The sequence below is a fragment of the Curtobacterium sp. MCBD17_030 genome, from assembly GCF_003224255.1.
Taxonomy (GTDB): Bacteria; Actinomycetota; Actinomycetes; order Actinomycetales; family Microbacteriaceae; genus Curtobacterium.
Window position 1 is genome coordinate 35,247 of sequence record NZ_QKLI01000014.1, and the last position, 22,745, is coordinate 57,991.

Below are 22,745 nucleotides of genomic sequence, written 5' to 3' on the forward strand. Positions count from 1 at the left end.
ACATCAGGGCCGGTCGCAGCACGACCACCGGCGCTGGGAGACCCGTCGACGTCAGTCAGGACACGACGAAGGAGTCACATGAGCACGCTCACCGCGCGGAGCCCCGAGGCCGCGCCGCGACGCCCGGGCACCACGCCCGCACCGCGTCGCCATGGGAAGCCCCGGGGGCGGATGACCGGCTGGCTCTTCGTCGGCCCGTTCGTCGCCGTCCTCGTCCTGATGCTCATCGTCCCGATCGGCTACGCCCTCTGGCTCAGCCTGTTCCGCGACCAGCTCATCGGCGGCAACCAGTTCGTCTGGTTCGCCAACTACGTCCAGCTCTTCCAGGACGCCAAGTTCTGGTCCGGCTTCGGACGGGTCGCGATCTTCCTCGTCGTGCAGGTGCCGATCATGCTGGGCCTCGCCCTCGTCGCCGCCCTGGCCCTCGACAGCGCCCGCCTCTGGGGCACCGGGTTCTTCCGCATCGCGGTGTTCCTGCCCTACGCCGTCCCCGGGGTCGTCGCAGCCCTGATCTGGGGCTTCATCTACGGCAACCAGTTCGGCCTGACCGGAGCGGCGAACGACGCCCTCGGCATCGACCTGCTGCAGCCGTTCAGTTCGTCGTGGGTCCTCACGAGCATCGGCAACGTGGTCACGTGGGAGTTCCTCGGCTACAACATGCTGATCTTCTACGCCGCCCTCCGCACCGTCCCCGCCGACCTGTACGAGGCCGCCGAGCTCGACGGCGCCGGCCCGATGCGCACCGTCTTCTCGATCAAGCTCCCGGCTCTCCGCGGCCCGATGGTCATCGCCACGATCTTCTCGATCATCGGCAGCTTCCAGCTCTTCAACGAGCCGAACCTGCTGAAGACCCTCGCCCCGAACGTCATCGGCAGCGCCTTCACGCCGAACATGTACGCCTACTCGCTGTCCTTCAGCGGCCAGCAGTTCAACTACTCCGCCACCGTCGCGATCGTCATGGGCGTGATCACCGCAGTCATCGCCTACGTCGTGCAGGTCCGCGGCACCCGACAGGAGAACCGATGAGCACCCTGCAGCACCCCGCCACCGGTCCCGCCGGGCCGGCCACGGTGACCGAGGCGACCACGACGCAGGGTGACCCGCGCGAACGCCGCACCCGAGCCTCCCGGAAGGCTGCGCAGCCCGTCGACGGACGCAGGGTGAAGCGCTCCGGTCTGCTGACCGCGGTCATGGTCGTGTTCGTCGTCTACTCGTTCGCGCCGCTGTTCTACCTGCTGGTGAACAGCACGAAGACGCAGGCGTCACTGCTCTCCACCTTCGGCCTGTGGTTCGGCGGGGACTTCAACCTGTGGCAGAACATCGTCGACACGCTCACCTACAACGACGGCATCTTCGTCCAGTGGCTCGGCAACACACTGCTCTACGTGGTGGTCGGTGCCGGGGGAGCGACCCTGCTCGCGACGGTCGCCGGCTACGGCATGGCCAAGTTCCAGTTCCCCGGCCGTCGCGCGGTGTTCGCCATCGTCCTCGGCGCGATCGCCGTCCCGGGCACCGCCCTGGCCGTCCCGACCTTCCTGCTCTTCTCGCAGGTGGGCCTGACGAACACCCCGTGGGCGATCATCCTGCCCTCGTTGATCAGCCCGTTCGGCATGTACCTGATCTGGACCTACGCGGTCGAGGCGATCCCCACCGAACTCATCGAGGCCGCCCGCATGGACGGTGCCGGCGAGTTCCGGATCTTCTTCACCATCGCATTGAAGCTCCTGGCACCCGGTGTCGTCACGGTCCTGCTGTTCGCGGTCGTCGCTACCTGGAACAACTACTTCCTGCCGCTCATCATGCTGAGCGACCCGAAGTGGTACCCGCTGACCGTCGGTTTGAACCAGTGGAACGCGCAGGCAACCGGCTCCGGTGCGCAGCCGATCTACAACCTCGTCGTCACCGGCTCGCTCCTCACGATCATCCCGATCGTGGTGGCGTTCCTCTTCCTCCAGCGCTTCTGGCAGTCCGGCCTCGCGGCCGGGTCCGTCAAGGCCTGATCCCGCCCTCCGGCCCCGGTCAGCAGCACCGGACCCCGGCCGGGAGGCACGGCGCGGCCCCGCGGGGACCGCACCGGCACCGAGCAGTCCCTCCTCCACGAAGAAGCACCTTCTTCACGATGAAGTGAAAGGCACCACCATGCAGAAGCGTCTCCGGCGCGGGCTCAGCGCCCTCGCCATCGGCGTCACCGCCGCGATGGCCCTCGCCGCCTGCGCGTCCGGCGGCTCCGGCTCCGGCGGCTCGGCCTCGGACATCGACAAGGCCCTCGATCAGGGCGGCACCCTGACCTACTGGTCGTGGACCCCCTCCGCGAAGGACCAGGTCGCCGCGTTCGAGAAGGCCTACCCGAAGGTGAAGGTCAAGCTCGTCAACGCCGGTACCGGCGCCGACCAGTACACGAAGCTGCAGAACACTGTGAAGGCCGGCTCGGGCGCCCCCGACGTCGCCCAGGTCGAGTACTACGCGCTCCCGCAGTTCGCCCTCTCCGAGTCGCTGCTCAACCTGTCCGACTACGGCTTCGGCGACCTGAAGAGCAAGTTCGCGGCGAGCACCTGGAACTCGGTCTCGATGGACGGCAAGGTCTACGGGCTGCCCCAGGACTCGGGCCCCATGGCCATGTTCTACAACAAGAAGGTCTTCGACGAGTACGGCATCGAGGTGCCGAAGACGTGGGACGAGTACGTCGCAGCCGCCAAGAAGCTGCACCAGGCCGACCCCGAGAAGTACCTGGCGGCCGACTCCGGCGACGCGGGCTTCACCACGAGCATGATCGCCCAGGCCGGCGGCACCCCGTTCACCACCGACGGTGACGAGGTGACGATCAACCTGCAGGACGAGGGCACCAAGAAGTGGACCAAGACCTGGGACGAGCTCGTCGAGCAGAAGCTCCTGTCCAAGACCGTCGGCTGGACGGATGACTGGTACAAGCAGCTCGGCAACGGCCAGATCGCCACGCTGATCACCGGCGCCTGGATGCCCGGCAACCTCGAGGCCAGCGTCGCGGACGCCAAGGGTGACTGGCGCGTCGCCCCGATGCCGACCTACGACGGCGGCACCGCGGCCACCGCGAACAACGGCGGCAGCGCCGAGGTCGTCATGAAGCAGTCGAAGAACCCGGCCCTCGCCGCCGGCTTCCTCAAGTGGCTGAACTCGTCGAAGGCCTCGACCAAGGTCTTCATGGAGTCCGGCGGCTTCCCGTCCACCACCGCCGACCTCGAGTCGTCCGCGTTCCTCGACGAGAAGCCGGACTACTTCGGTGGCCAGCAGATCAACAAGGTGCTCGTCGACGCGTCCAAGGCGTCGGACAACGACTTCACCTACCTGCCGTACCAGGTGTACGCGAACAGCGTCTACGCCGACACCGTCGGGCAGTCGTACGAGAAGGGCACGTCGCTCGAGTCGGGTCTGTCCGCCTGGCAGGACGCCCTCGTGAAGTACGGCAAGGACCAGGGCTTCACGGTCTCGACCAAGTAGCCCCACCACATCGACGCGGCCGTGCGGGTTCTCCGCACGGCCGCGTTCCCACGAGACGCGTCGCCACCAGACGTGTTCCCACCAGAAAGACGTGACATGCGCTTCGCCATCGGCGACACCGAATTCCTGCTCGACGGGCAGCCGCACCGGGTGCTCTCCGGTGCGATCCACTACTTCCGCGTCCACCCCGACCTGTGGGCCGACCGGATCCGCAAGGCCAAGCTCATGGGTCTGAACACCGTCGAGACCTACGTCGCGTGGAACGCGCACGAGGCCACCCCAGGCACCTTCGACTTCACCGGAGGGCTCGACCTCGGCCGGTTCCTGGACCTCGTCGCCGCCGAGGGCATGCACGCCATCGTCCGGCCCGGCCCCTACATCTGCGCCGAGTGGACGAACGGCGGCCTGCCGTTCTGGCTGTTCACCGACCGCACGGTCGGGATCCGCCGCGACGAACCGCAGTTCCTCGCCGCGGTCGGCCGCTACCTCGACGCCCTCGCCCCGATCCTGGTTCCGCGGCAGATCGACGCCGGCGGCCCGATCGTGCTCGTGCAGGTGGAGAACGAGTACGGCGCGTACGGGTCCGACCCCGTCTACCTCGAGAAGCTCGAGCGCATGCACCGCGACATCGGGCTCACCGTGCCGTTCACGAGCGTCGACCAGCCGATGGGCTCGATGCTCGAGGACGGGTCGCTGCCGTCGCTGCACAAGACCGGCTCGTTCGGCTCCCGCTCCACGGAACGTCTCGCACGCCTCCGCCAGGCGCAGCCGACCGGTCCGCTGATGTGCTCCGAGTTCTGGGACGGCTGGTTCGACAGCTGGGGCGAGCACCATCACACCACCTCGGCCGCAGCCTCGGCGTCGGACCTGGACGACCTGCTCGCCGCTGGCGGCTCGGTGAACGTCTACATGTTCCACGGCGGCACGAACTTCGGGTTCACCAACGGCGCGAACGACAAGGGCGTGTACCGGCCGATCGCGACGTCGTACGACTACGACGCCCCGCTCGACGAGGCCGGTCGCCCCACCGAGAAGTTCCACGCCTTCCGGCAGGTCATCGCCCGTCACGCTCCGGTCCCCGACCTGCCCGCGTCGATGCAGCCCGGCGGGTCCGGTCGGCTCACGACGGACGCCGTCGCCGGCCTGGAGGCACGCCCCACCCCCGCCTGGGACGTCGCCGTCCGCCTGGACCGCGTCCTCCCGCTCGCTGGCCTCCTGCCGACGATCACGTCCTGGACCACGCACGAGACGCCGCCGACGTTCGACGAGTTGGGCGCCGCCTCCGGGTTCGTCCTGTACCGGACGGAGGTCGACCTGCCCGAGGGTGGCGTGCTGACCGTCGCCGAAGAGGTCCGCGACCGTGCCCTCGTCCGCGTCGACGGTCGGACCGTCGGCGTCCTGGAGCGGGAGCACCACGACCGTGCCATCGCCCTGCCACCGGTGACGGGCCTCCTGGAACTGCTCGTCGAGGACCAGGGACGCGTCGACTACGGGCCGCGCATCGGCGAGTCGAAGGGACTGATCGGAGCGGTCCGGATCGACGACGACGTCCTGTCCCGCTGGACCGTCTCGCCCCTGGCACTCGACCCGGTGCCGGAGGACGCGCTCGACGCCCTGCGGACCGCGGCGACGTCGGCGGGGGAGACCCTGGCCGGTCCGGCGTTCGCCATGGGGTCGTTCGACCTGGCCGAGAGCGGCGCGGACCTCGACCGCTACCTCGCGCTCGACGGGTTCCGGAAGGGCGTCGCCTGGGTCAACGGGTTCTGTCTCGGCCGGTACTGGTCACGAGGCCCACAGGCGACGCTCGCCGTCCCCGGACCCGTGCTCCGGCCCGGACGGAACGAGGTCGTCGTCTTCGAGGTGCACGCATCGGCGTCCCGGACCGTCTGCATGTGCGTCGAGCCGGCGCTCGGGCACACCGAGGCCTGACCCGCCTGCACCGCGAACGGCCCCGGGGGCACCCGGGGCCGTTCGTCACGTCGTGGTCAGCCGATGTCGGTCAGCAGGTCGGTTCCGGCACGAGCACCGCGATCCGGCCGACGCGCACGACCGGGACACCGCCGCGGTCGCCCAGTCGTTCGCCGGCGAAGCGGACGAGCACCCCGGGTTCGGTCCGCTCGGCCTCGACGAGTGCGGCGGCCTGGGCGGGTGTGACCAGGAGCTCCCACGGGCGGCGGACCCCGGCGCTGTCCTCGGAGCAGAGTTCCAGCAGGACGCCGACCCTGGCGCCGGCCGGGCCGCCGGCCGTGCTCGTGCCGGTGCGCAGCCCCACCAGTGCGCCCGTGTGCGTGACGATGTCGTTCATGGTCCCCCTCGTTCCTCGGCGTCCTCGCCGCGACGAGCCTACGGCGCGAGGATCCCTCGCGCCTCATCCGGAAGGTGGGGAACCGTCCGAGCCACGTCCATCGGACGGGTGACCGGCGGTCGCACCTTCCGCCGGCCGTCGTGCGGCTTCGGCTGACGGGTGTCGTCGGTCACGGCGACTCGTCGAGCCTGTCGAGGTCGGCGAGGGCCTGCTCGGCCTGCGCGATCCGCTCGGGCACTGGTCGGGTCCACCACTCGGGCCCGCGCTCGCCGAGTCCGTGCTTGGCGAGGCCGTTCCGGTCTCGGGCCCGGGCGACGGCGTCCTCGTCCCCGGCCCGCTTCGCCAGTTTCACCCCGTTCCGGCCGCGGCCGAGGTGGGACCGGAGCCGAGCGGCGAGGTCCTCGGGGAGCGCCGGGTCGGTCCGCCGCCACCGCCGACCGCCCACGACGAAGAAGTGGTCGTCCTCCACACCGGCGGTCATGCTCCGAGTCTGCCCGAGCGACGTCCGAGTTGTCGGTGGTGACGGGTAGAACGGAGGGCGATGACCGACTCCCGCGTGCGCCCCCTGCTCGACGTCACGCGTATCTACGCCGAGGCCGCGGCGCTCGAACTGCCGCGCGGACAGGAGATCATCGGGCGCTGGCCGGACGCCGAGATCGTCCCGGTCGCGTCGCACTGGCAGATCCCCGAGGTGCACGGCGACGAGCGCAACGTCACCCGGTGGGTCCGGATCAAGACCGAGGCGCTCGTGCTCGGCGTCAAGAAGTCGATCGTGACGCGCCCGAACGGTCGCTCGGCGGACTTCATCGCTCCCTCGACCGCGAACGGCTGTGCGATGGCGTGCGCGTACTGCTACGTCCCCAGACGCAAGGGCTACAGCAACCCGATCACGGTCTTCGCGAACATCGAGCAGATCACGAAGCACCTCGCCCGGAACATCCACAAGCAGGGTCCGAAGACCGAACCGAACCAGTGCGACCCGGACGCATGGGTCTACGACATCGGCGAGAACAGCGACTGCTCGGTCGACGCGATGCTCAGCGACAACGTGCGCGACCTGTGCGACCTGTTCCGGATGACGCCGACGGCGAAGGCGTCGTTCGCGACGAAGTACGTCAACCGCGACCTGCTCGACTGGGACCCGATGGGGCGCACCCGTATCCGCTTCTCGCTCATGCCACACGAGACGGCGAAGGTGACCGACATCCGGACATCACCGATCGCTGAACGACTCGCCGCCGTGAACGACTTCGTCGAGGCCGGGTACGAGGTCCATCTGAACTTCTCGCCCGTGATCCTCACGCCGACGTGGGAGGCCGACTGGGCGGCCCTGCTGCGGGAGGTCGACGACGTGCTGTCCCCGGCCGCGAAGGCGCAGCTCGCTGCCGAGGTCATCTTCCTCACCCACAACGAGCAGCTGCACGAGGTGAACCTGGGCTGGCACCCGAAGGCCGAGGACCTGCTGTGGCGGCCCGAGTTGCAGGAGCAGAAGCTCTCCCAGAACGGTGCCGTCAACATCCGGTACCGCGCAGCGATGAAAGCGCAGCACATCGAGCGCTTCCGACAACTCGTGGCCGACAACCTGCCGTCCTGCCGGATCCGGTATGCCTTCTGACGTGTACACGGTCTGTGTACACGTGTACCGATCTGCGGTACACTCGTCGAATGCAACTCGCCGCTCCCCTCGCCACGCTCGTCGGCCCCACGCAGGCCGACGCACTCCGCGTCCTCGCTCGGACTGACGCGGCCATGACCGGACGCCAGGTCGCCAGGGTCGCTGGGGCGGCACAGCACACCGGCATCAAGCGTGCACTCGACAAACTCGAGCACTCCGGACTCGTGCGTGTGGAGCGCGGTCTGCAGCACTCCGCCTACCAGGTCAACCGCGAGCACCTGCTGTGGCCAGCAGTCGAGCTCGTGCTCGGCGCGCGAACGGAGCTGGAGCGCCGCATCCACGACTTCATCGCGGGGAGCGAAGTCGACGTGTTGTCCGTGTCGATCTTCGGATCGCTCGCCCGGGGAACGGCCACTGACGAATCGGACGTCGACCTGCTCGTGGTGTTCGCTGCGGAGACGAACGTCGATGTGGTCGTCCGTCTCGGCGATCTCGTGCAGCGCTGGACCGGCAACGACTGCCAGGTCTTCGACGTCACTCGTGCTGACCTCGAACGGTACGCCACCGAAGGGGATCCACTCGTGGGCTCGTGGCGCGCCGACGCGCACACCGTGTACGGGTCCGACATCCGATCGCTCGTCTGATGCCCCTCCGGACGCGCGTGATGGATGCGACAGCAGTCCGGATGCGACGAGACGAGGCTGAGGCGTACTACGAGGTAGCGGTTCTCTGTGCCGGCTCGACTTCGCATGCCGACTGGAAGGCCGCCGGTTCGAACGCCGTCCTCGGCGGGATCGCGGCGGCCGACGCGATCTGCGGGGCCGTCCTCGGGCAGCACCACGTCGGCGAGGACCACGCGCAGGCCCGACGCCTGCTCGACACGGCTTGCTCACCTGACCGACAGCCAGGCAACCAACTCACACGTCTGACCGACGAGAAGACGAACTTCCAGTACTCGTCTGCTCGCGTGACCCGCGAGCAGACGAGTCGTCTCGTGCTCGCGCTCGAACGCCTCATCGCAGCGATGCGGCAGAAGACCGACCCGAGCCGCTGACCGATCCACGATGGCGTCGGTCGGGCTCACGGCAGGGTCGATCGTGCTGTACCCCGACGATCCCGAGCGGCGGTCCAGACAGGTCGCTCAGCGCGGGCGTCGGATCCGGATCGGCCCCTTGGCGGTGGACGGGTCGATGACGTTCCCGCCCTGGGTGATCTCGACCTCGCCACGGGCGACCATGCGTCGGGCAGCACGTCGGGCGGGTTCCATCAGGTCACGCCAGTCCTCGCCGCCGATCGCCCGGGCAGCGTCGGAGGGGCAGATGCTCGACGTGGTGGCCCGGGCGTCGAGCAGCTCGTCGATGGTGCGCTCGAGCGTCCGGTCGGTGTCGTCGAGCTTGTGCCGACGGCAGGCGTCGGAGCACCACTTCGTGTCCGTGTCCGCCGACGCGGGCATGCGCCGCCCGCAGGATGCGCAGGTGCGTTCAGCGTGTGCGGCGTCGAGTCGGCGTGCGTCGTCCTCGGTGCGGATGGCTCGTCCCATGGGCTCATGATCGTCCGCGCCACCGACGCGCATCCAGGCTGGCGGTACCCCGATCGGCGGTTCCGACCAGGGCCGGCTGGCAGCATGCAGGGATGGACCACGACGCCGACCGCACCCCGGAGCCGACGACCAGGACAGGCGAGCCCGCCTGGGTCGAGCACGTGATGTGGTGGCACGTCTACCCGCTCGGCTTCGTCGGTGCGGAGATCCGACCGAGCAGCAGCCCCGACAGCGCTGTGGAGCACCGCCCGGTCGAGCACCGCCTGGGGCGCCTGGAAGCCTGGCTCGACCACGTCGTCGACCTCGGGCTCAACGGGCTGCTGCTCGGGCCGGTGTTCGCGAGTTCGACGCACGGCTACGACACCGTCGACCACTTCCGGATGGACCCGCGCCTGGGCGACGACGCCGACTTCGACCGTCTGGTGGCTGCAGCTCGAGGACGCGGCATCCGGGTCCTGCTCGACGGCGTCTTCAACCACGTCGGGCGCCAGCACCCGGCCTTCCGGGCACTCGCCGAGCAGGGCCCGGACGCCGAGACCGCTCCGCTGTTCGCCGTCGACTGGGACGGCTGGCAGCCCGGGCAGCCGGTGCCGGTCGGTTCGTTCGAGGGGCACGACATCCTGGTGGCGCTCGACCACTCCTCGTCGGCGGCCGAGGACCTGGTCGTCCAGGTCATGACGCACTGGCTCGAGCGTGGCATCGACGGGTGGCGGCTCGATGCCGCCTACGCGGTCCCGCCGGCGTTCTGGGCGCGCGTGCTGCCGCGCGTGCGGGAGCGCTTCCCCGAGGCGTGGTTCTCCGGCGAGGTCATCCACGGCGACACCGCCGCGATCGTCCGCGCGTCGACGATGGACTCCACCACCCAGTACGAGCTCTGGCAGGGCATCTGGCACGGCATCGCGGACCGCAACTGCTACGAGCTGGCGCACGCGATCGAACGGCACGACGAACTGCTGGCCACGTTCGCCCCGAGCACGTTCGTCGGCAACCACGACGTGACGCGGATCGCCTCGGCCGTGGGGGAGGAGTTCGTCGGACACGCGATCGCGGTCCTCTTCACGGTGGCCGGCACCCCCTCGGTCTACGCGGGCGACGAGTTCGCCTGGGCCGGGGTCAAGGAGGAACGCGAGGGCGGTGACGACGCCGTGCGGCCCGCCTTCCCCGCCGGTCCGACGGAGGTCACCGGCACGGCGGCCGAGGTGCTGCACGCCCACCAGGCGCTCGTCGCACTCCGCCGTCGGCGCCCGTGGCTGCACCGCGCTCACACCGACGTGGTCCACCTGGACAACACGGCGCTCGTCCTCCGCACGGCGACCGACCGGGAGGCCGTGGTCACCGCCCTGAACCTCTCGCCCGAACCGGTGGTCCTGCCCGCAGCCGACGCGACCCGGGTCGAGGCGGGCGCGGGGGAACTGCGCGACGGGACCCTGCGCCTCCCGGCCGCCGGCTGGGCCGTCCTGTCCCGCTGACGCAGCCCGCGACCGCAGCCCGCAGCGCCCCAGCCGCAGCCCGCGACCGCAAAAGCGACAGATCTCCGTCGAGTTCCGACGGAGATCTGTCGCTTTCGGGGACCGGTCGTACGACCGACCCCGTCCTACTTGCGGCTGCTGGCCGCGCGGCGCTTGTTGAAGACGTCGAACGCGACGGCGGCCAGGAGCACCAGGCCCTTGATGAGCTGCTGGAACTCGGACCCGACACCGAGGATCGACATGCCGTTGTTGAGCAGACCGATGATGAGACCACCGACGATCGCACCCGGCACCGTGCCGATGCCGCCGGTGACCGCAGCGCCACCGATGAACACGGCCGCGATGGCGTCGAGCTCGAAGCCGTTGCCCGCGCTCGGCGAGGCCAGGTTGAGCTGCCCCGTGAACACCACGCCGGCCAGGGCCGAGATGACACCCATGTTGACGAAGAGCAGGAACGTGACGCGCTTCGTCTTGACGCCGGACAGCTGCGCGGCGAGCGGGTTGCCGCCGATCGCGTAGATGTGTCGACCGAACACCGCGCTGCGCATGACCATCGAGTACACGATGACCAGGACGCCGAGGATCACGAGGACGATCGGGGTGCCGTTGTAGCTGGCGAGCAGCAGCGCGATGAAGATGACCAGCGCGACGGTGAACACCATCTTGGTGATGAACCAGGCGAAGGGCTCGTCCTCGAGTTGGTACTTGCGACGGGTCGCACGACCACGGAAGCCGGTGATGACGAGGATCGCCGCGGCGGCGAGCCCCAGGACCATCGTCAGCGGCTCGTAGCCCGAGGTGCCGAAGGAGGGCAGGAAGCCGGAGCCGAGCGAGCGGAAGCCGTCCGGGAAGGGCGAGATCTGCTGGTTCTGCAGGGCGATCTGGGCGGCACCGCGGAAGGCGAGCATGCCCGCCAGGGTCACGATGAACGCCGGGATCCCGAAGTAGGCGATCCAGAAGCCCTGCCACGTTCCTCTCGCGTCGACGTCGACGCGTTCAGGTGCGGGGCTGCTGTGTCCCGCTGGGATGTGATGCTCCAAGTGAGCGCTCACATCATGTGGGCTCGGTGGGGTGGTGTCAACTCGTCGAGACCAGATCGGGATGTCGCGTCCCCGAACTGGTGTCGCGGTACGGTGACCGGATGACGACGACCGCGACGCCGAACGGCAGGGGACGCAAGGCCCCGACGATCTTCGACGTCGCCGAGCGGGCGGGCGTCTCCCACCAGACCGTCTCCCGGGTGATCAACGGGGACCCGACGGTCCGGGAGCAGTTCCGGACGAAGGTCACCGACGCCGTCGCCGCCCTCGGGTACCGGCCCCGGGCTGCTGCGCGGGCACTCGCCGGCGGACGGAGCCGCGCCCTCGGCCTGGTCAGCGCGGGCGATGCGCTCTACGGACCGTCGAGCACCGCCATCGGCTTCGAGCGTGCTGCCCGGACCGCGGGCTACCACGTGCTGCTCTCGACGCTGCCCGACGACCCGAAGCCCCTCGACCTGTCCGAGGCGCTGTCCACGCTGCTGGCGCAGGACGTCGCCGCCGTGGTCCTCGTCGCCGCCGACAACCGGGTGCTCGACGCCCTCGCGTCGCTGACGCTTCCGGTCACGGTGCCCGTCGTCGTCGCGAACGCGGTGCAACGGGACGCCTTGCCGACCGATCTGGTCGTGCCCGGGAGCGGCGGGGCGACGATCTCCGCGGTCGCCATCGACCAGGCGGCCGGTGCGACCCTGGCGCTGCAGCACCTGTTCGACCTCGGCCACCGTCGGATCGTGCACATCGCCGGGCCGACGGTCTCGCAGGAGGCCGAGGTCCGCCGCGCGACCTACGAGCGGATCATGCGCACCAGGGGCCTGACGCCGGTCGTGTACGAGGGGGACTGGACGCCGGCCAGCGGGTTCGCGGCCGGCCGGGCGATGGACGGCGCGACGGTCGACGCCGTGTTCGCGGGCAACGACCAGATGGCGCTCGGGGTCCTGCACGCCTTCGCGGAAGAAGGGCTCCGCGTGCCGGACGACATCGCCGTCATCGGCTTCGACGACGTGCCGGAGGCCGCGCACTTCACGCCGCCGCTCACCACCGTGCGGCAGGACTTCCAGGCGATGGGGGAGCGGGTGCTGGCCTCGGCGCGGGCGCTGCTCGAGGGCGGGCTGCACGACGACGCGCTCCTGCAGCCCGAGCTGGTGGTGCGGCGCTCGGCGTGATCGGCGTCAGTCGATGACGACGACATCCGATCGTCCACCTGGCACGCCGTCGTCTGCTCGGAGATGGTCCGCCACCCTGAGGGCGAAGGCCGGGCAACCCGCCCGGACGAGCGCCGTGACCAGACCGGCGTGCGGTCCGGGTCGGCTCGCCCAGTACCCGTTCATCCGGCGAACGGTCGCGCGGACGCCCCACGGCAACGTGTCGTCCACGAGGACGAAGAAGTGGTCGCAGCACATGACCTCGTACGGGAGGACGTCGAGGGCATGGAATCCGCGGTCCTCCGTCAGCAACACCTCTGCTCGGGCGGAGAGCGCCGCGGCGTGCACATGGCGGTCCTTCGGGTCCGTTCCGCTCCACGGCACGTCTCCCGGGAAGTCGGCGACGAGTTCGTCGATGCTCCCGAGAATTGCTGCCCGGAGGCGAGTGGTGGCGCCGCCGTCCCGCTGCGGATGGAGGGCTCGGAGCGTGGCGATCGTCTCGGCGAGGACGTCCTCTGTGGTGTGGAGTTGGAACATCCACGGGATCTCGGCGCGGAGCAGGCACACCCAGTCGCGGAGCGTCCTGCTGACCAGCACGTTGGCGTCGACGAACACGCGTTTGGGCATCTTCCCACGATACCCCCATGTCACATGTCAGTCGAAGGGTTCGCCTGCCGCGAGCAGTTCGTCCGCCGCGGCCGCTCGGTCCGCCTGGCGCCGGTCCCGGAGTGCCAGGACGTCGTCACGACGAAGCCGTGTGTGGGTGCCGACGCGATGCGCGGCGAGGTCCCCTCGGGTGACCATCTTCATCACCGTCGGCCGCGAGACGCCCAGGAGTTGCGCCGCGCCGGTCGTGGTGAGTTCCGATGCGATCAGGCGGATGCTGATCTCGGATCCATCGGCTGCGGCCTGCATGAACGCGACCAGGGCTCCGGTGAGGGACGCCGGCACCCGTGCGCTCGTCCCGTCGTCAAGCTGTAGGAGGACCGCTTCGACCACGCGGTCTGCGATGTCCTCCATGACCTGGACCGCATCGCGTCGGACGGTGGGGTCGGCAGCGAGGCCCTGCGTCATCGCGAGCGTCGTCGACGGTGTCATGATGCCTCCCGAGTGCTGGAACTCCCCTTGACGCTACGGGGTTGCACTTACAAGTGCAACCCCGTGGCGCGGGTGATGACCGGTGATCCGGCAAGTCGCCAGCGCGTGGCCACGCTGTCCGGCGTCGGACAGCGCCGCCCGGCGTAGCCTCTCGACATGACGACGACGTCTCCCTCGACCGGCCCGGTATCGCCCACGACCTCCCGACTCCGCCCGCTGCCGCACGGTGCGCTGCGGCTCACCGGCGGCTACTGGGGCGAGTGGCAGGAGCGGAACGGCAGCGTCGTCCTGCGGCACTGCGAGGACTGGATCGAGCGGATCGGCTGGGCCGGCAACTTCGACGGTGCCGCGACCGGCGAGGAGTTCACGCACGCCGGTATCGAGTTCGTCGACTCCGAGGTCTACAAGTTGCTCGAGGCGATGGCGTGGGAGCTCGGGCGCACCGGGGACCCGGAGCTCGCGGAGCGGTACGAGCGGCTCGTCGACCGGGTCGCCGCCGCACAGGACGACGACGGCTACCTGCACACCGCGTTCGGTCGCCCCTGGCAGCGTCCGCGCTGGTCCGACCTCGAATGGGGCCACGAGCTCTACTGCATGGGGCACCTCATCCAGGCCGCCGTCGCGCGACTGCGCACCGCCGGCAGCGGCGGACTGGTCGACGTGGCCGTCCGCGTCGCCGACCACCTGGTCGGGGTGTTCGGGGACGGCGGACGGGAGGCGGTGTGCGGCCACCCGGAGATCGAACCGGCGCTCGTCGAGCTGGGTCGGGCGACCGGCGACCACCGGTACGTCCGGCTGGCGCAGTTGTTCATCGACCGCCGGGGGAACGGGCTGCTCGGCCCGATCGCGTTCGGACCGGAGTACTTCCAGGACGACCTGCCGGTGCGCCAGGCGGGCGTCTGGCGCGGGCACGCCGTCCGGGCGATGTACCTGGCGGCCGGCGCGGTCGACGTCGCGGTGGAGACTGGCGACGCCGAACTCGTCGCGGCCGTCGAACGGCAGTGGGCGAACACCGTGGCGACCCGCACCTACCTGACCGGGGCGATGGGGTCGCACCACCAGGACGAGTCGTTCGGCGCCGACTTCGAGCTGCCGCCGGACCGCGAGTACGGCGAGACCTGCGCGGCGATCGCATCGAACATGGTGTCCTGGCGCCTGCTGCTCGAGACGGGGGAGTCCAAGTACGCGGACCTGATCGAGCGGACCCTGTACAACGCGATGATGGTCGCACCGCGCGAGGACGGGCGGGCGTTCTTCTACGCCAACACCATGCACCAGCGGGTCGAGGGTGCTGCCCCACCCGAGGACGACCTCAGCGCGCGGGCGCTGTCGAGCCTGCGGGCGCCCTGGTTCGAGGTCTCGTGCTGCCCGACGAACCTGGCCCGGACGCTGGCCAGCGTCGAGTCGGTCTTCGCCACCATGACGGACGACGGCCTGCAGCTGCACCAGTACGGCGACTACGACGTCGACGCCACCCTGCCAGGCGGCGCCACGGCCGCGTTCCGGGTGTGCTCGGGATGGCCGACCGCGGGCACGGTCTCGGTCGAGGCGACCGCGGCGAGTGGGACCCCGGTGGCGCTGCGCCTCCGGGTGCCGTCCTGGGCGTCGGAGGCCGTCCTCGAGACCCCCGACGGCACCCGGTCGGTCGACGGCGCCCGGTCGGTCGACGGCACCCGGTCCGTCCACGGGGAGGACACCGTCACCGTCGTGCGGACCTTCGCCGTCGGGGACCGCGTGACCCTCACGGTGCCGGTCGCCGCTCGGCTCACGGTGCCGGACCCGCGGATCGACGCGGTCCGCGGCACGGTCGCGGTCGAGCGCGGCCCGCTCGTGTACGCCCTGGAGTCCACGGACCTCGGCCGGGACGTCGGCGACGTCGTGGTGCAGCCCGGGTCGGACCCGCTCGACGACGGACCGGACGCGGTGCGCATGCGGGTGCGCCAGCGCACGGTGCACCGTGTCGGGCCGCTGCCGTACGGCGACCCCGACGTGCAGGAGACCGAGCCGGAGACGGTCCGGCTCGTGCCGTACGCGACGTGGGGCAACCGCGGGCCGTCCACGATGCGGGTGTTCCTGCCCGTCGCCTGACCCGGGTCGCTCCCGCCGCGACACGGCCGGACGAGTTGTCGGGTGAGCGCTCACGCGCTACGGTGTGAGCGCTCACTCGACGGCGAGAGCAGGAGGCCCACCATGAGCGACGACCGGACCCGCGAGATCGCGGACGGCCGCACGACCCTCGGCATCGAACTCGGGTCGACCCGGATCAAGGCGTGTCTGGTGGGCGAGGACCTGACGGTCATCGCCGCGGGCTCCCACGAGTGGGAGAACGAGTTCGTCGACGGCCGCTGGACGTACCCGTTGGCCGCCGTCGAGACCGGCGTCCGCGCCGCGTACGCCGCACTCGTCTCCGACCTGCAGGAGCAGCACGGCTCGGTGCCGACGACCTTCCGCGCCGTCGGCGTCTCGGCGATGATGCACGGCTACCTGCCGTTCGACGCCGACGGTGAGCTGCTCGTGCCGTTCCGTACCTGGCGGAACACCTCGACCGGCCCCGCTGCGGCTGCACTGAGCGACGCCCTCGGCTTCAACATCCCGCTCCGCTGGTCGATCGCGCACCTGTACCAGGCAGTCCTCGACGACGAGCAGCACGTCGCGCAGACCACGGGCATCACGACGCTCGCCGGGTACGTGCACCGCCAGCTCACCGGGCAGGACGTCCTCGGGGTCGGCGACGCATCGGGCATGTTCCCGATCGACCCCGCCACCGGCGACTACGACGCCGGGATGCTCAGCACCGCGCAGGACCTGATCGGCGTCCCCGACCTCCGCGCACTCCTGCCCGAGGTCCGCGTCGCCGGCCAGGACGCCGGCACCCTGACCCCGGCGGGCGCCGCCTGGCTCGATCCCACCGGCACACTGCAGCCGGGTGCACCGCTCTGCCCGCCCGAGGGTGACGCCGGCACCGGCATGGTCGCCACGAACGCGGTCGCCCAACGTACCGGCAACGTCAGCGTCGGCACGAGCATCTTCGCGATGGTCGTGCTCGAGCGCCCGCTCGACACCCCGCACGAGGAGCTCGACGTCGTCACCACCCCCGCCGGCGACGCCGTCGCGATGGTGCACTGCAACAACGGCGCCAGCGAGATCGGCAGCTGGGCCCGCGTGTTCGGCCGCTTCGCGGAGGCCGCCGGCAGCCCGGCGGACGCCGACTCCGTGTTCCGCACGCTCCTCGACGAGGCCGCCACCGCCGACCCGGACGCCGGCGGCCTGCTCGCGGTCAACTACCTGGCCGGCGAACCGGTCACCGGTGTCGAGGACGGTCGCCCGCTGCTCCTCCGCGCGCCCGACGCCCGCTTCACGCTCGGCAACCTCGTCCGCGCCGAACTGATGGGTGCCTTCGCGACGCTCGTCATCGGTATGGAGGTCCTGCACGGCGAGGGCGTCACCGTCGACCGGATGACCGCGCACGGCGGGCTCTTCCGGACGCCCGGGCTGCCGCAGCGCCAGCTCGCCGCCGCACTCCGCGTGCCCGTGGCCCTCGAGGCGACCGCCAGCGAGGGCGGGGCGTGGGGCATCGCCGTCCTCGCCGCCTACCTCGAGCACGCCGCCGGCACCTCCCTCGCCGAGTACCTCGACACGACCGTGTTCGGGACGGCGGCCTCGCACGTCGTCGACCCGGACCAGCGCGACGTCGACGGGTTCACGGTGTACCTCGACCGCTTCCGCGCGGCGCTGCCGATCCAGGCGATCGCCGCCGCGGTCCCCGGCGCCCGAGACGCGGCGACGTCGAGCGGCGAGCCGACGACGGCAGCCGGCCCAGGCCTCCCGACCGAACACCAGCAGGAACAGGACGTGAACTCATGACCGACGACACCACCCGAGCGGCCGTCGCCGCAGCGCGTGAGCGCGTGGCCCGACTGCACGGCGAACTCGTCCGCTACGGCCTGGTCATCTGGACCGGCGGCAACGTCTCCGAGCGCGTGCCCGGCACCGACCTGTTCGTCATCAAGCCGAGCGGCGTCGTCAGCGAGGACCTGACCCCGGAGAACCAGGTCATCTGCACCCTCGACGGCGTTCCGGCCGAGGGCTGGGGCAACGAGCACGGCCCGTCCTCCGACACGGCCGCGCACGCCTTCGTGTACCGGAACATGCCCGAGGTGAACGGCGTCGTGCACACCCACTCGACGTACGCCACGGCGTGGGCCGCCCGCGCTGAGGAGATCCCGTGCGTGATCACCGCGATGGCGGACGAGTTCGGCGGGCCGATCCCGGTCGGCCCGTTCGCGATCATCGGCGACGACTCGATCGGCCGCGGCATCGTCGACACCCTCGGCGGACATCGTTCCCGGGCAGTCCTCATGCAGAACCACGGCGTCTTCACGATCGGCAAGGACGCGAAGGACGCGGTCAAGGCCGCCGTGATGTGCGAGGACGTCGCACGCACGGTCCACATCGCGAAGCAGGGCGGTGACCTCGTGCCGATCGCGCCCGAGGACATCGACCGCCTGTTCGACCGATACCAGAACGTCTACGGACAGAACCCCGAAGGAGCCATGCGATGACGCAGGACAACGTCGACCCCCAGGCCACGCTCGACGGTTACGAGGTCTGGTTCCTCACCGGCTCACAGGGCCTCTACGGCGAGGAGACCCTCCGCCAGGTCGAGGAGCAGAGCCGCGCCGTGCACGAGGCCCTTGCGGGAGCGCTGCCGGTGACGCTCGTCTGGAAGCCCGTCCTCAAGGACGCCGACGGGATCCGTCGAGCCCTGATCGAGGCCAGCGCCGACGACAAGGTCATCGGTGTGACGACGTGGATGCACACGTTCAGCCCGGCGAAGATGTGGATCGGTGGGCTCAACGCGCTGACGAAGCCGCTGCTGCACCTGCACACGCAGGCGAACGTCGCGCTGCCGTGGGCGGACATCGACTTCGACTTCATGAACCTCAACCAGGCCGCGCACGGCGACCGTGAGTTCGGGTACGCCCTGGCACGGATGGGTGTCCGGCACGCCACCGCCGTCGGGCACGTGTCCGACCCGCGCGTGCAGCAGCGGGTGTCCGACTGGACCCGCGCCGCTGCCGGGGCCGCCGCCATCCGCGAGCTCAAGCTCACCCGCTTCGGCGACAACATGCGCTACGTCGCCGTCACCGAGGGCGACAAGACCGAGGCCGAGATCGAACTCGGCGTGCAGGTCAACACCTGGGGCGTCAACGACCTCGTCGCAGCCGTCGAGACCGCCACCGCCGACACCGCCGCCGTCGACGCGCTCGTCGCGCAGTACGACAGCGCCTACGACCTGGTGCCGGAGCTCCGGGCCCACGGTGGGAGACGCCAGTCCCTCCGCGACGGCGCCGCGATCGAGCTCGGCCTCCGCGCCCTGCTCGCCGAGAACGGCTCCGCCGCCTTCACCACGAACTTCGAGGACCTCGGCACGCTCAAGCAGCTGCCCGGCCTGGCGGTCCAGCGGCTGATGGCGGACGGCTACGGCTTCGGTGCCGAGGGGGACTGGAAGACCGCCGTCCTCGTCCGCGCGATGAACGTCGCCGGCGCCGGACTCCCCGGCGGCGCCTCGCTCATGGAGGACTACACGTACGACCTGACGCCGGGCGCGGAGAAGATCCTCGGTGCCCACATGCTCGAGGTCTCCCCGACGCTCACCAGCGCGACGCCGACGCTGGAGATCCACCCGCTCGGCATCGGCGGCAAGGACGACCCGGTGCGCCTGGTCTTCACCGCGGACGCCGGCCCCGCGGTCGTCGCCGCACTGAGCGACACCCGCGACGGCTTCCGCCTCACCGCCAACGTCGTCCAGGTCGTCCCGCCGACCGAGGCGCTGCCGAACCTGCCCGTCGGCCGGGCCGTCTGGGAGCCGCAGCCCTCGTTCCCCGTGTCCGCCGAGGCCTGGCTCACCGCCGGTGCCGCGCACCACACCGTGATGACGACGGCCGTCGGCATCCAGGTGATCGAGGACCTCGCCACCATGATCGGCACCGAGTTCCTGGTCATCGACGAGCACACCACGCTGCGCGGCTTCCGCGACGAGGTCCGCACGCAGCAGACCTGGCACCGGCTCGACCGGGGCTTCTGAGCCGGTCGGGAGGCCTACGATGAGCGACGTGATCGACGACGACACCACCACTGCAGCCCCCACCCGCACCAACTGGGCGGGGAACGTCACCTACTCGGCGAGCCGCCTGGCGGAACCGACGAGCGTGGACGAACTCCAGCGGCTGGTCGCCTCGACCCCGCGACTGACGGCGCTCGGGTCACGCCACTCGTTCAACACCATCGCCGACACCGACGCGGTGCAGGTGACGCTCACGGGCCTCCCGCCCGAACTCGACGTGGACTCGGACCGGCGCGTGGCCCGCGTCGCCGCCGGTCTCACGCACGCGCAGGTCGCCGTCGGCCTGGAGGCCCGTGGCTGGGCCCTCGCGAACCTCGCGTCCCTGCCGCACATCTCCGTCGCCGGCGCCGTCGCGACGGGCACCCACGGTTCCGGCGTCGGCAACGCGTCGCTCGCCCAGTCCGTCGTCGGACTCGAGATCGTCCGGGCCTCCGGCGACGTCGAGGTCGTCGGTGCGGACGACCCGCGGCTCGACGCGCACCGGGTCGCCCTCGGCGCACTCGGAGTCGTCGTCGCGGTGCACCTGGCCATCGAACCGACCTACCGCGTCGCGCAGACCGTGCACACCGGCGTCGGCTGGGACGTCGTCGACGCGCAGTTCGAGTCGATCATGTCGGCCGGCTACAGCGTCAGCATGTTCACCGGGTACACCGACGACGGCATCCGGCAGATCTGGACGAAGCGACGCGAGGACCGCGACGACGCGGTCATCGACCTCGCCGCCCTCGGTGCCGTCGCCGGCGCCGAACCGATCCACCCCGTGCCCGGCAGCGAGACCGTCGGCGTCACCGAACAGGGCGGCGTGCCCGGACCCTGGCACGAGCGACTGCCGCACTTCCGGTCGTCGTTCACGCCGTCCGCGGGCCAGGAGATCCAGGCCGAGTACATGATCGCCGCGAGCGACGCCGTGCCCGCGATCCAGGCCCTCCGGCGCATCGGGGACGCCATCGCACCCGTGCTGTTCGTCTCCGAGATCCGGCGCATCGCCGCCGACGACGCCTGGCTCGCGCCGAGCTCGGGGCAGGACTCCGTCGCGTTCCACTTCACGTTCCGTCGGCGGACCGAGGACGTGGCCGTCGCGCTGCCCCTCATCGAGAACGCCCTCGCGCCCTTCGCTCCCCGCCCGCACTGGGGGAAGGTCACCGCGGCGAGCTCGGAGCGGCTGCACCAGGTCTACCCGCAGCTCGGCGCGTTCGCGGCGCTGGCGCGGGACCTCGATCCGCAGGGGCGGTTCCGCAACCCGTTCCTGGAGCGTGTGCTCGGCTGACCCCGTCGGACGGGAGCGCCCCGCGCCGCTGGGTGCGGTGCGGGGCGCCCTCGTCACTGGCCCTTGCGGCTTAGGTCGTGCAGGAACCGCGCGAGGGTCACGAGCAAGCTCGCGATCCCCAGCCACGGGACCTGACGCCTGGGCCGGCGCTCGTCGTCGTGGGACATCGAGACCTCCTGGTGTCATCGCCGGCGGACACGAGGAGCGTCAGGCCAGGGGTGTGCCGCCGAGCGGGCTCGGCTACACTTGCGCCCGAGTGCTGAACTCGGGGGAAGTGCGCTTCCCCTGGCCCTCCACTCGGAGAGCGAACCGAAGCCCGGGACTGTTGTCGCAGTCCCGGGCTTCACTCGTCCGCTCTGAGCGCGGTCCGGCGGTCGCGCGCTCGACGACAAGCCTACCCGCGTGATACACGTATTCCAGTGGCATCACGGCTCGGAGGGCACAGCGGCATGGACGTCATCGGATCGCATCTCGTACCGTTCCTCGCGCTCGTCCTGCTCAGCACCGTCCGGCTCTGCGGCGTGTTCGCCTGGCAACTCACCGCGCCGCTCCGGCGACCGTGCCGGGACGAGGCCGGCAGCGTGGGACTGACGGCGCCGGAAGACGTCGACACGGAGTGAGGAGGTTCACGAGTGGGACCGCGGCGGTCCTCACAGGGGATGTCGGGGGACTGCACCGCTGGTCCACCGGGTCGTCGCCGGGACCGTACATGTGAGAACGCAAAGGTCAGGTATGGCGAACCTGAACCGCATCCTCGGCATGGCCTCGAAGGTCATCGACAAGCAGCTCCAGAAGCGCTCCGGCCAGCAGCCCGGCAGCGGGCAGCAGGCCGGGGGTGTGCAGCAGTACCGGCAGCCCGGCCGACCCGGCGGGAGGGACTGGCGGGGGCTGGTGCGCACCGCGGCGGAGAAGCTGACGGGCGACGACCGCGGGGGCCAGCAGCACCAGCAGTCGGGCCACCCGCGCTCTGGCCAGCAGCAGCCGTACGGCCAGCAGCAGCGATCCGCGCCGCAACAGCCGGGCGCAGGGCAGGGCCGCGCCCACGCGAACGAGGCCGACCGCGTTGCGATCGCGAAGTACGACTACCTGCTGAAGACCGCCGACCCCGAGCGCCTCGAGCAGGCGCACCACGACGCGTTCGCCCGACTCGCCCCGGAGCAGCGGCAGCAGGTCCTGCAGCGGCTGAACGCCGAGGTCCCGCAGCACGACCGGTCGACCGACGCGTCCGCGGCTGGCCTCGCCCGAGCCGCGACCCGGGGCGAGACGAGCCGACCGGGCACGATGCGGAAGGTGCTCGGTGGCGCAGCGATCGGTGGCGGTGCTCTGGCGGTCGGCGGTCTCGCGGTCGCGGTCGCCGGCGGTGCGGTCATCAGCGTGGCCGCGGGACCGGTGCTGGCACAGGCGGCGGACCTCGGCGTGGACTTCGAGGGTGTCGCGGCCGGCCTCGGCGACACGGTCGGCGGCGGTCTCGGCGACCTCGGCGACCTCGGCGACCTCGGTGGCAGCGTCGAGGGTGTCGCAGCGCAGGGGGAGCAGGCGCTCGGTGGTCTCGGCGAACAGGTCGGGAACCTCGGCGAGGGCTTCCAGTGGCCCGGGATCGGCGACTTCTTCGACCGCTGAGCCGTCTCTGGAGACCGCACGGTCCCCAGATCGCGACCACCGTTCGGGAAT

The 22,745-nt window shown here is 70.8% G+C and carries 21 protein-coding genes and 1 pseudogene; 16 read left to right on the plus strand and 6 right to left on the minus strand.

Features of this window, described 5'->3' with window-relative positions:
* The first annotated feature begins 78 nt into the window (after positions 1–78).
* The 4 genes from DEI89_RS12260 to DEI89_RS12275 all read left to right on the plus strand — a co-directional run bounded on the left by DEI89_RS12260 (position 79) and on the right by DEI89_RS12275 (position 5,403).
* A complete protein-coding gene (locus DEI89_RS12260) occupies positions 79–1,026 on the plus strand; it encodes a carbohydrate ABC transporter permease (protein ID WP_110904341.1) in 948 nt (315 codons plus the stop codon).
* A complete protein-coding gene (locus DEI89_RS12265; RefSeq protein ID WP_110904342.1) occupies positions 1,023–2,000 on the plus strand; it encodes a carbohydrate ABC transporter permease in 978 nt (325 codons plus the stop codon). The genes DEI89_RS12260 and DEI89_RS12265 overlap by 4 nt, the downstream gene beginning before the upstream one ends.
* Before the next feature lie 139 nt (positions 2,001–2,139).
* On the plus strand, positions 2,140–3,474 hold the full coding sequence (locus DEI89_RS12270; protein ID WP_110904343.1) for a sugar ABC transporter substrate-binding protein: 1,335 nt from the start codon (positions 2,140–2,142) through the stop codon (positions 3,472–3,474).
* A gap of 96 nt (positions 3,475–3,570) precedes the next feature.
* Positions 3,571–5,403 carry a beta-galactosidase family protein gene (locus tag DEI89_RS12275; protein WP_110904344.1) on the plus strand — a complete coding sequence of 611 codons (1,833 nt, stop codon included), beginning with the start codon at positions 3,571–3,573 and terminating at the stop codon, positions 5,401–5,403.
* 70 nt (positions 5,404–5,473) lie between these two features.
* On the opposite strand, the gene DEI89_RS12280 is transcribed toward DEI89_RS12275, so the two are convergent.
* The gene (locus DEI89_RS12280; RefSeq protein WP_110904345.1) at positions 5,474–5,779 is read right to left on the minus strand and encodes a hypothetical protein; all 306 of its coding nucleotides are present in this window, start codon (positions 5,777–5,779) and stop codon (positions 5,474–5,476) included.
* Between the two features lie 169 nt (positions 5,780–5,948).
* Positions 5,949–6,260 (minus strand): biopolymer transporter Tol, encoded by a 312-nt coding sequence (locus DEI89_RS12285; RefSeq protein WP_110904346.1) that lies wholly within the window; start codon positions 6,258–6,260, stop codon positions 5,949–5,951.
* 60 nt (positions 6,261–6,320) lie between these two features.
* On the opposite strand from DEI89_RS12285, the gene DEI89_RS12290 reads away from it, so the two are divergent.
* Genes DEI89_RS12290 through DEI89_RS12300 form a run of 3 tightly spaced genes read left to right on the plus strand, consistent with a single transcriptional unit; the run spans position 6,321 to position 8,448 of the window.
* Positions 6,321–7,394 carry a spore photoproduct lyase family protein gene (locus tag DEI89_RS12290; protein WP_110904347.1) on the plus strand — a complete coding sequence of 358 codons (1,074 nt, stop codon included), beginning with the start codon at positions 6,321–6,323 and terminating at the stop codon, positions 7,392–7,394.
* Positions 7,395–7,444: 50 nt separating this feature from the next.
* Complete coding sequence (locus DEI89_RS12295; RefSeq protein ID WP_110904348.1) at positions 7,445–8,038, plus strand: nucleotidyltransferase domain-containing protein; 594 nt, start codon at positions 7,445–7,447, stop codon at positions 8,036–8,038.
* 41 nt (positions 8,039–8,079) lie between these two features.
* On the plus strand, positions 8,080–8,448 hold the full coding sequence (locus DEI89_RS12300) for a hypothetical protein (protein ID WP_110904349.1): 369 nt from the start codon (positions 8,080–8,082) through the stop codon (positions 8,446–8,448).
* An 87-nt stretch (positions 8,449–8,535) separates the two neighbouring features.
* Here the strand turns inward: DEI89_RS12300 and DEI89_RS12305 are convergent, their stop codons facing one another.
* Positions 8,536–8,934, minus strand: coding sequence for a DUF3253 domain-containing protein (locus DEI89_RS12305; RefSeq protein WP_110904350.1), 399 nt, complete (start codon positions 8,932–8,934; stop codon positions 8,536–8,538).
* Between the two features lie 92 nt (positions 8,935–9,026).
* Here DEI89_RS12305 and DEI89_RS12310 point away from each other — a divergent pair, with 92 nt between their 5' ends.
* Positions 9,027–10,403 (plus strand): alpha-amylase family glycosyl hydrolase, encoded by a 1,377-nt coding sequence (locus tag DEI89_RS12310; RefSeq protein ID WP_110904351.1) that lies wholly within the window; start codon positions 9,027–9,029, stop codon positions 10,401–10,403.
* A gap of 125 nt (positions 10,404–10,528) precedes the next feature.
* Here DEI89_RS12310 and DEI89_RS12315 read toward each other — a convergent pair.
* A pseudogene (locus tag DEI89_RS12315) lies at positions 10,529–11,377 on the minus strand (sugar ABC transporter permease); the annotation flags it as partial.
* A 167-nt stretch (positions 11,378–11,544) separates the two neighbouring features.
* Between DEI89_RS12315 and DEI89_RS12320 the strand changes: the two are divergent.
* Positions 11,545–12,603: a substrate-binding domain-containing protein gene (locus DEI89_RS12320; protein WP_110904388.1), complete on the plus strand. Its 1,059-nt coding sequence runs from the start codon at positions 11,545–11,547 to the stop codon at positions 12,601–12,603.
* Positions 12,604–12,609: 6 nt separating this feature from the next.
* On the opposite strand, the gene DEI89_RS12325 is transcribed toward DEI89_RS12320, so the two are convergent.
* Positions 12,610–13,209: a PIN domain-containing protein gene (locus DEI89_RS12325; protein WP_110904352.1), complete on the minus strand. Its 600-nt coding sequence runs from the start codon at positions 13,207–13,209 to the stop codon at positions 12,610–12,612.
* 27 nt (positions 13,210–13,236) lie between these two features.
* A complete protein-coding gene (locus DEI89_RS12330) occupies positions 13,237–13,680 on the minus strand; it encodes a helix-turn-helix domain-containing protein (protein ID WP_110904353.1) in 444 nt (147 codons plus the stop codon).
* A 156-nt stretch (positions 13,681–13,836) separates the two neighbouring features.
* On the opposite strand from DEI89_RS12330, the gene DEI89_RS12335 reads away from it, so the two are divergent.
* From DEI89_RS12335 to DEI89_RS12360, 7 genes are all read left to right on the plus strand, one after another.
* Positions 13,837–15,768: a glycoside hydrolase family 127 protein gene (locus tag DEI89_RS12335; RefSeq protein ID WP_110904354.1), complete on the plus strand. Its 1,932-nt coding sequence runs from the start codon at positions 13,837–13,839 to the stop codon at positions 15,766–15,768.
* A 102-nt stretch (positions 15,769–15,870) separates the two neighbouring features.
* Complete coding sequence (locus DEI89_RS12340) at positions 15,871–17,544, plus strand: xylulokinase (protein ID WP_110904355.1); 1,674 nt, start codon at positions 15,871–15,873, stop codon at positions 17,542–17,544.
* Positions 17,541–18,242 carry an L-ribulose-5-phosphate 4-epimerase gene (locus tag DEI89_RS12345; RefSeq protein WP_110904356.1) on the plus strand — a complete coding sequence of 234 codons (702 nt, stop codon included), beginning with the start codon at positions 17,541–17,543 and terminating at the stop codon, positions 18,240–18,242. Before DEI89_RS12340 ends, DEI89_RS12345 begins: the two co-directional genes overlap by 4 nt.
* Complete coding sequence (gene araA / locus DEI89_RS12350; RefSeq protein WP_110904357.1) at positions 18,239–19,768, plus strand: L-arabinose isomerase; 1,530 nt, start codon at positions 18,239–18,241, stop codon at positions 19,766–19,768. The genes DEI89_RS12345 and araA overlap by 4 nt, the downstream gene beginning before the upstream one ends.
* 28 nt (positions 19,769–19,796) lie before the next feature.
* The gene (locus tag DEI89_RS12355) at positions 19,797–21,074 is read left to right on the plus strand and encodes an FAD-binding protein (RefSeq protein ID WP_258368883.1); all 1,278 of its coding nucleotides are present in this window, start codon (positions 19,797–19,799) and stop codon (positions 21,072–21,074) included.
* Positions 21,075–21,523: 449 nt separating this feature from the next.
* Positions 21,524–21,694, plus strand: a complete 171-nt coding sequence (locus tag DEI89_RS17755; RefSeq protein ID WP_181421630.1) for a hypothetical protein — start codon at positions 21,524–21,526, stop codon at positions 21,692–21,694.
* Between the two features lie 112 nt (positions 21,695–21,806).
* Entirely contained in the window at positions 21,807–22,694 is an 888-nt protein-coding gene (locus DEI89_RS12360) for a cation-transporting ATPase (protein ID WP_110904359.1), read from the plus strand.
* The last annotated feature ends 51 nt before the right edge of the window (positions 22,695–22,745 follow it).

Bases quoted from the DNA above. Each gene is read 5' to 3' on its own strand.
- DEI89_RS12260 (WP_110904341.1), top strand. From the start codon at position 79: ATGAGCACGCTCACCGCGCGGAGCCCCGAGGCCGCGCCGCGACGCCCG.
- DEI89_RS12265 (WP_110904342.1), top strand. From the start codon at position 1,023: ATGAGCACCCTGCAGCACCCCGCCACCGGTCCCGCCGGGCCGGCCACG.
- DEI89_RS12270 (WP_110904343.1), top strand. From the start codon at position 2,140: ATGCAGAAGCGTCTCCGGCGCGGGCTCAGCGCCCTCGCCATCGGCGTC.
- DEI89_RS12275 (WP_110904344.1), top strand. From the start codon at position 3,571: ATGCGCTTCGCCATCGGCGACACCGAATTCCTGCTCGACGGGCAGCCG.
- DEI89_RS12280 (WP_110904345.1), bottom strand. From the start codon at position 5,779: ATGAACGACATCGTCACGCACACGGGCGCACTGGTGGGGCTGCGCACC.
- DEI89_RS12285 (WP_110904346.1), bottom strand. From the start codon at position 6,260: ATGACCGCCGGTGTGGAGGACGACCACTTCTTCGTCGTGGGCGGTCGG.
- DEI89_RS12290 (WP_110904347.1), top strand. From the start codon at position 6,321: ATGACCGACTCCCGCGTGCGCCCCCTGCTCGACGTCACGCGTATCTAC.
- DEI89_RS12295 (WP_110904348.1), top strand. From the start codon at position 7,445: ATGCAACTCGCCGCTCCCCTCGCCACGCTCGTCGGCCCCACGCAGGCC.
- DEI89_RS12300 (WP_110904349.1), top strand. From the start codon at position 8,080: ATGCGACGAGACGAGGCTGAGGCGTACTACGAGGTAGCGGTTCTCTGT.
- DEI89_RS12305 (WP_110904350.1), bottom strand. From the start codon at position 8,934: ATGGGACGAGCCATCCGCACCGAGGACGACGCACGCCGACTCGACGCC.
- DEI89_RS12310 (WP_110904351.1), top strand. From the start codon at position 9,027: ATGGACCACGACGCCGACCGCACCCCGGAGCCGACGACCAGGACAGGC.
- DEI89_RS12320 (WP_110904388.1), top strand. From the start codon at position 11,545: ATGACGACGACCGCGACGCCGAACGGCAGGGGACGCAAGGCCCCGACG.
- DEI89_RS12325 (WP_110904352.1), bottom strand. From the start codon at position 13,209: ATGCCCAAACGCGTGTTCGTCGACGCCAACGTGCTGGTCAGCAGGACG.
- DEI89_RS12330 (WP_110904353.1), bottom strand. From the start codon at position 13,680: ATGACACCGTCGACGACGCTCGCGATGACGCAGGGCCTCGCTGCCGAC.
- DEI89_RS12335 (WP_110904354.1), top strand. From the start codon at position 13,837: ATGACGACGACGTCTCCCTCGACCGGCCCGGTATCGCCCACGACCTCC.
- DEI89_RS12340 (WP_110904355.1), top strand. From the start codon at position 15,871: ATGAGCGACGACCGGACCCGCGAGATCGCGGACGGCCGCACGACCCTC.
- DEI89_RS12345 (WP_110904356.1), top strand. From the start codon at position 17,541: ATGACCGACGACACCACCCGAGCGGCCGTCGCCGCAGCGCGTGAGCGC.
- araA (WP_110904357.1), top strand. From the start codon at position 18,239: ATGACGCAGGACAACGTCGACCCCCAGGCCACGCTCGACGGTTACGAG.
- DEI89_RS17755 (WP_181421630.1), top strand. From the start codon at position 21,524: ATGGACGTCATCGGATCGCATCTCGTACCGTTCCTCGCGCTCGTCCTG.
- DEI89_RS12360 (WP_110904359.1), top strand. From the start codon at position 21,807: ATGGCGAACCTGAACCGCATCCTCGGCATGGCCTCGAAGGTCATCGAC.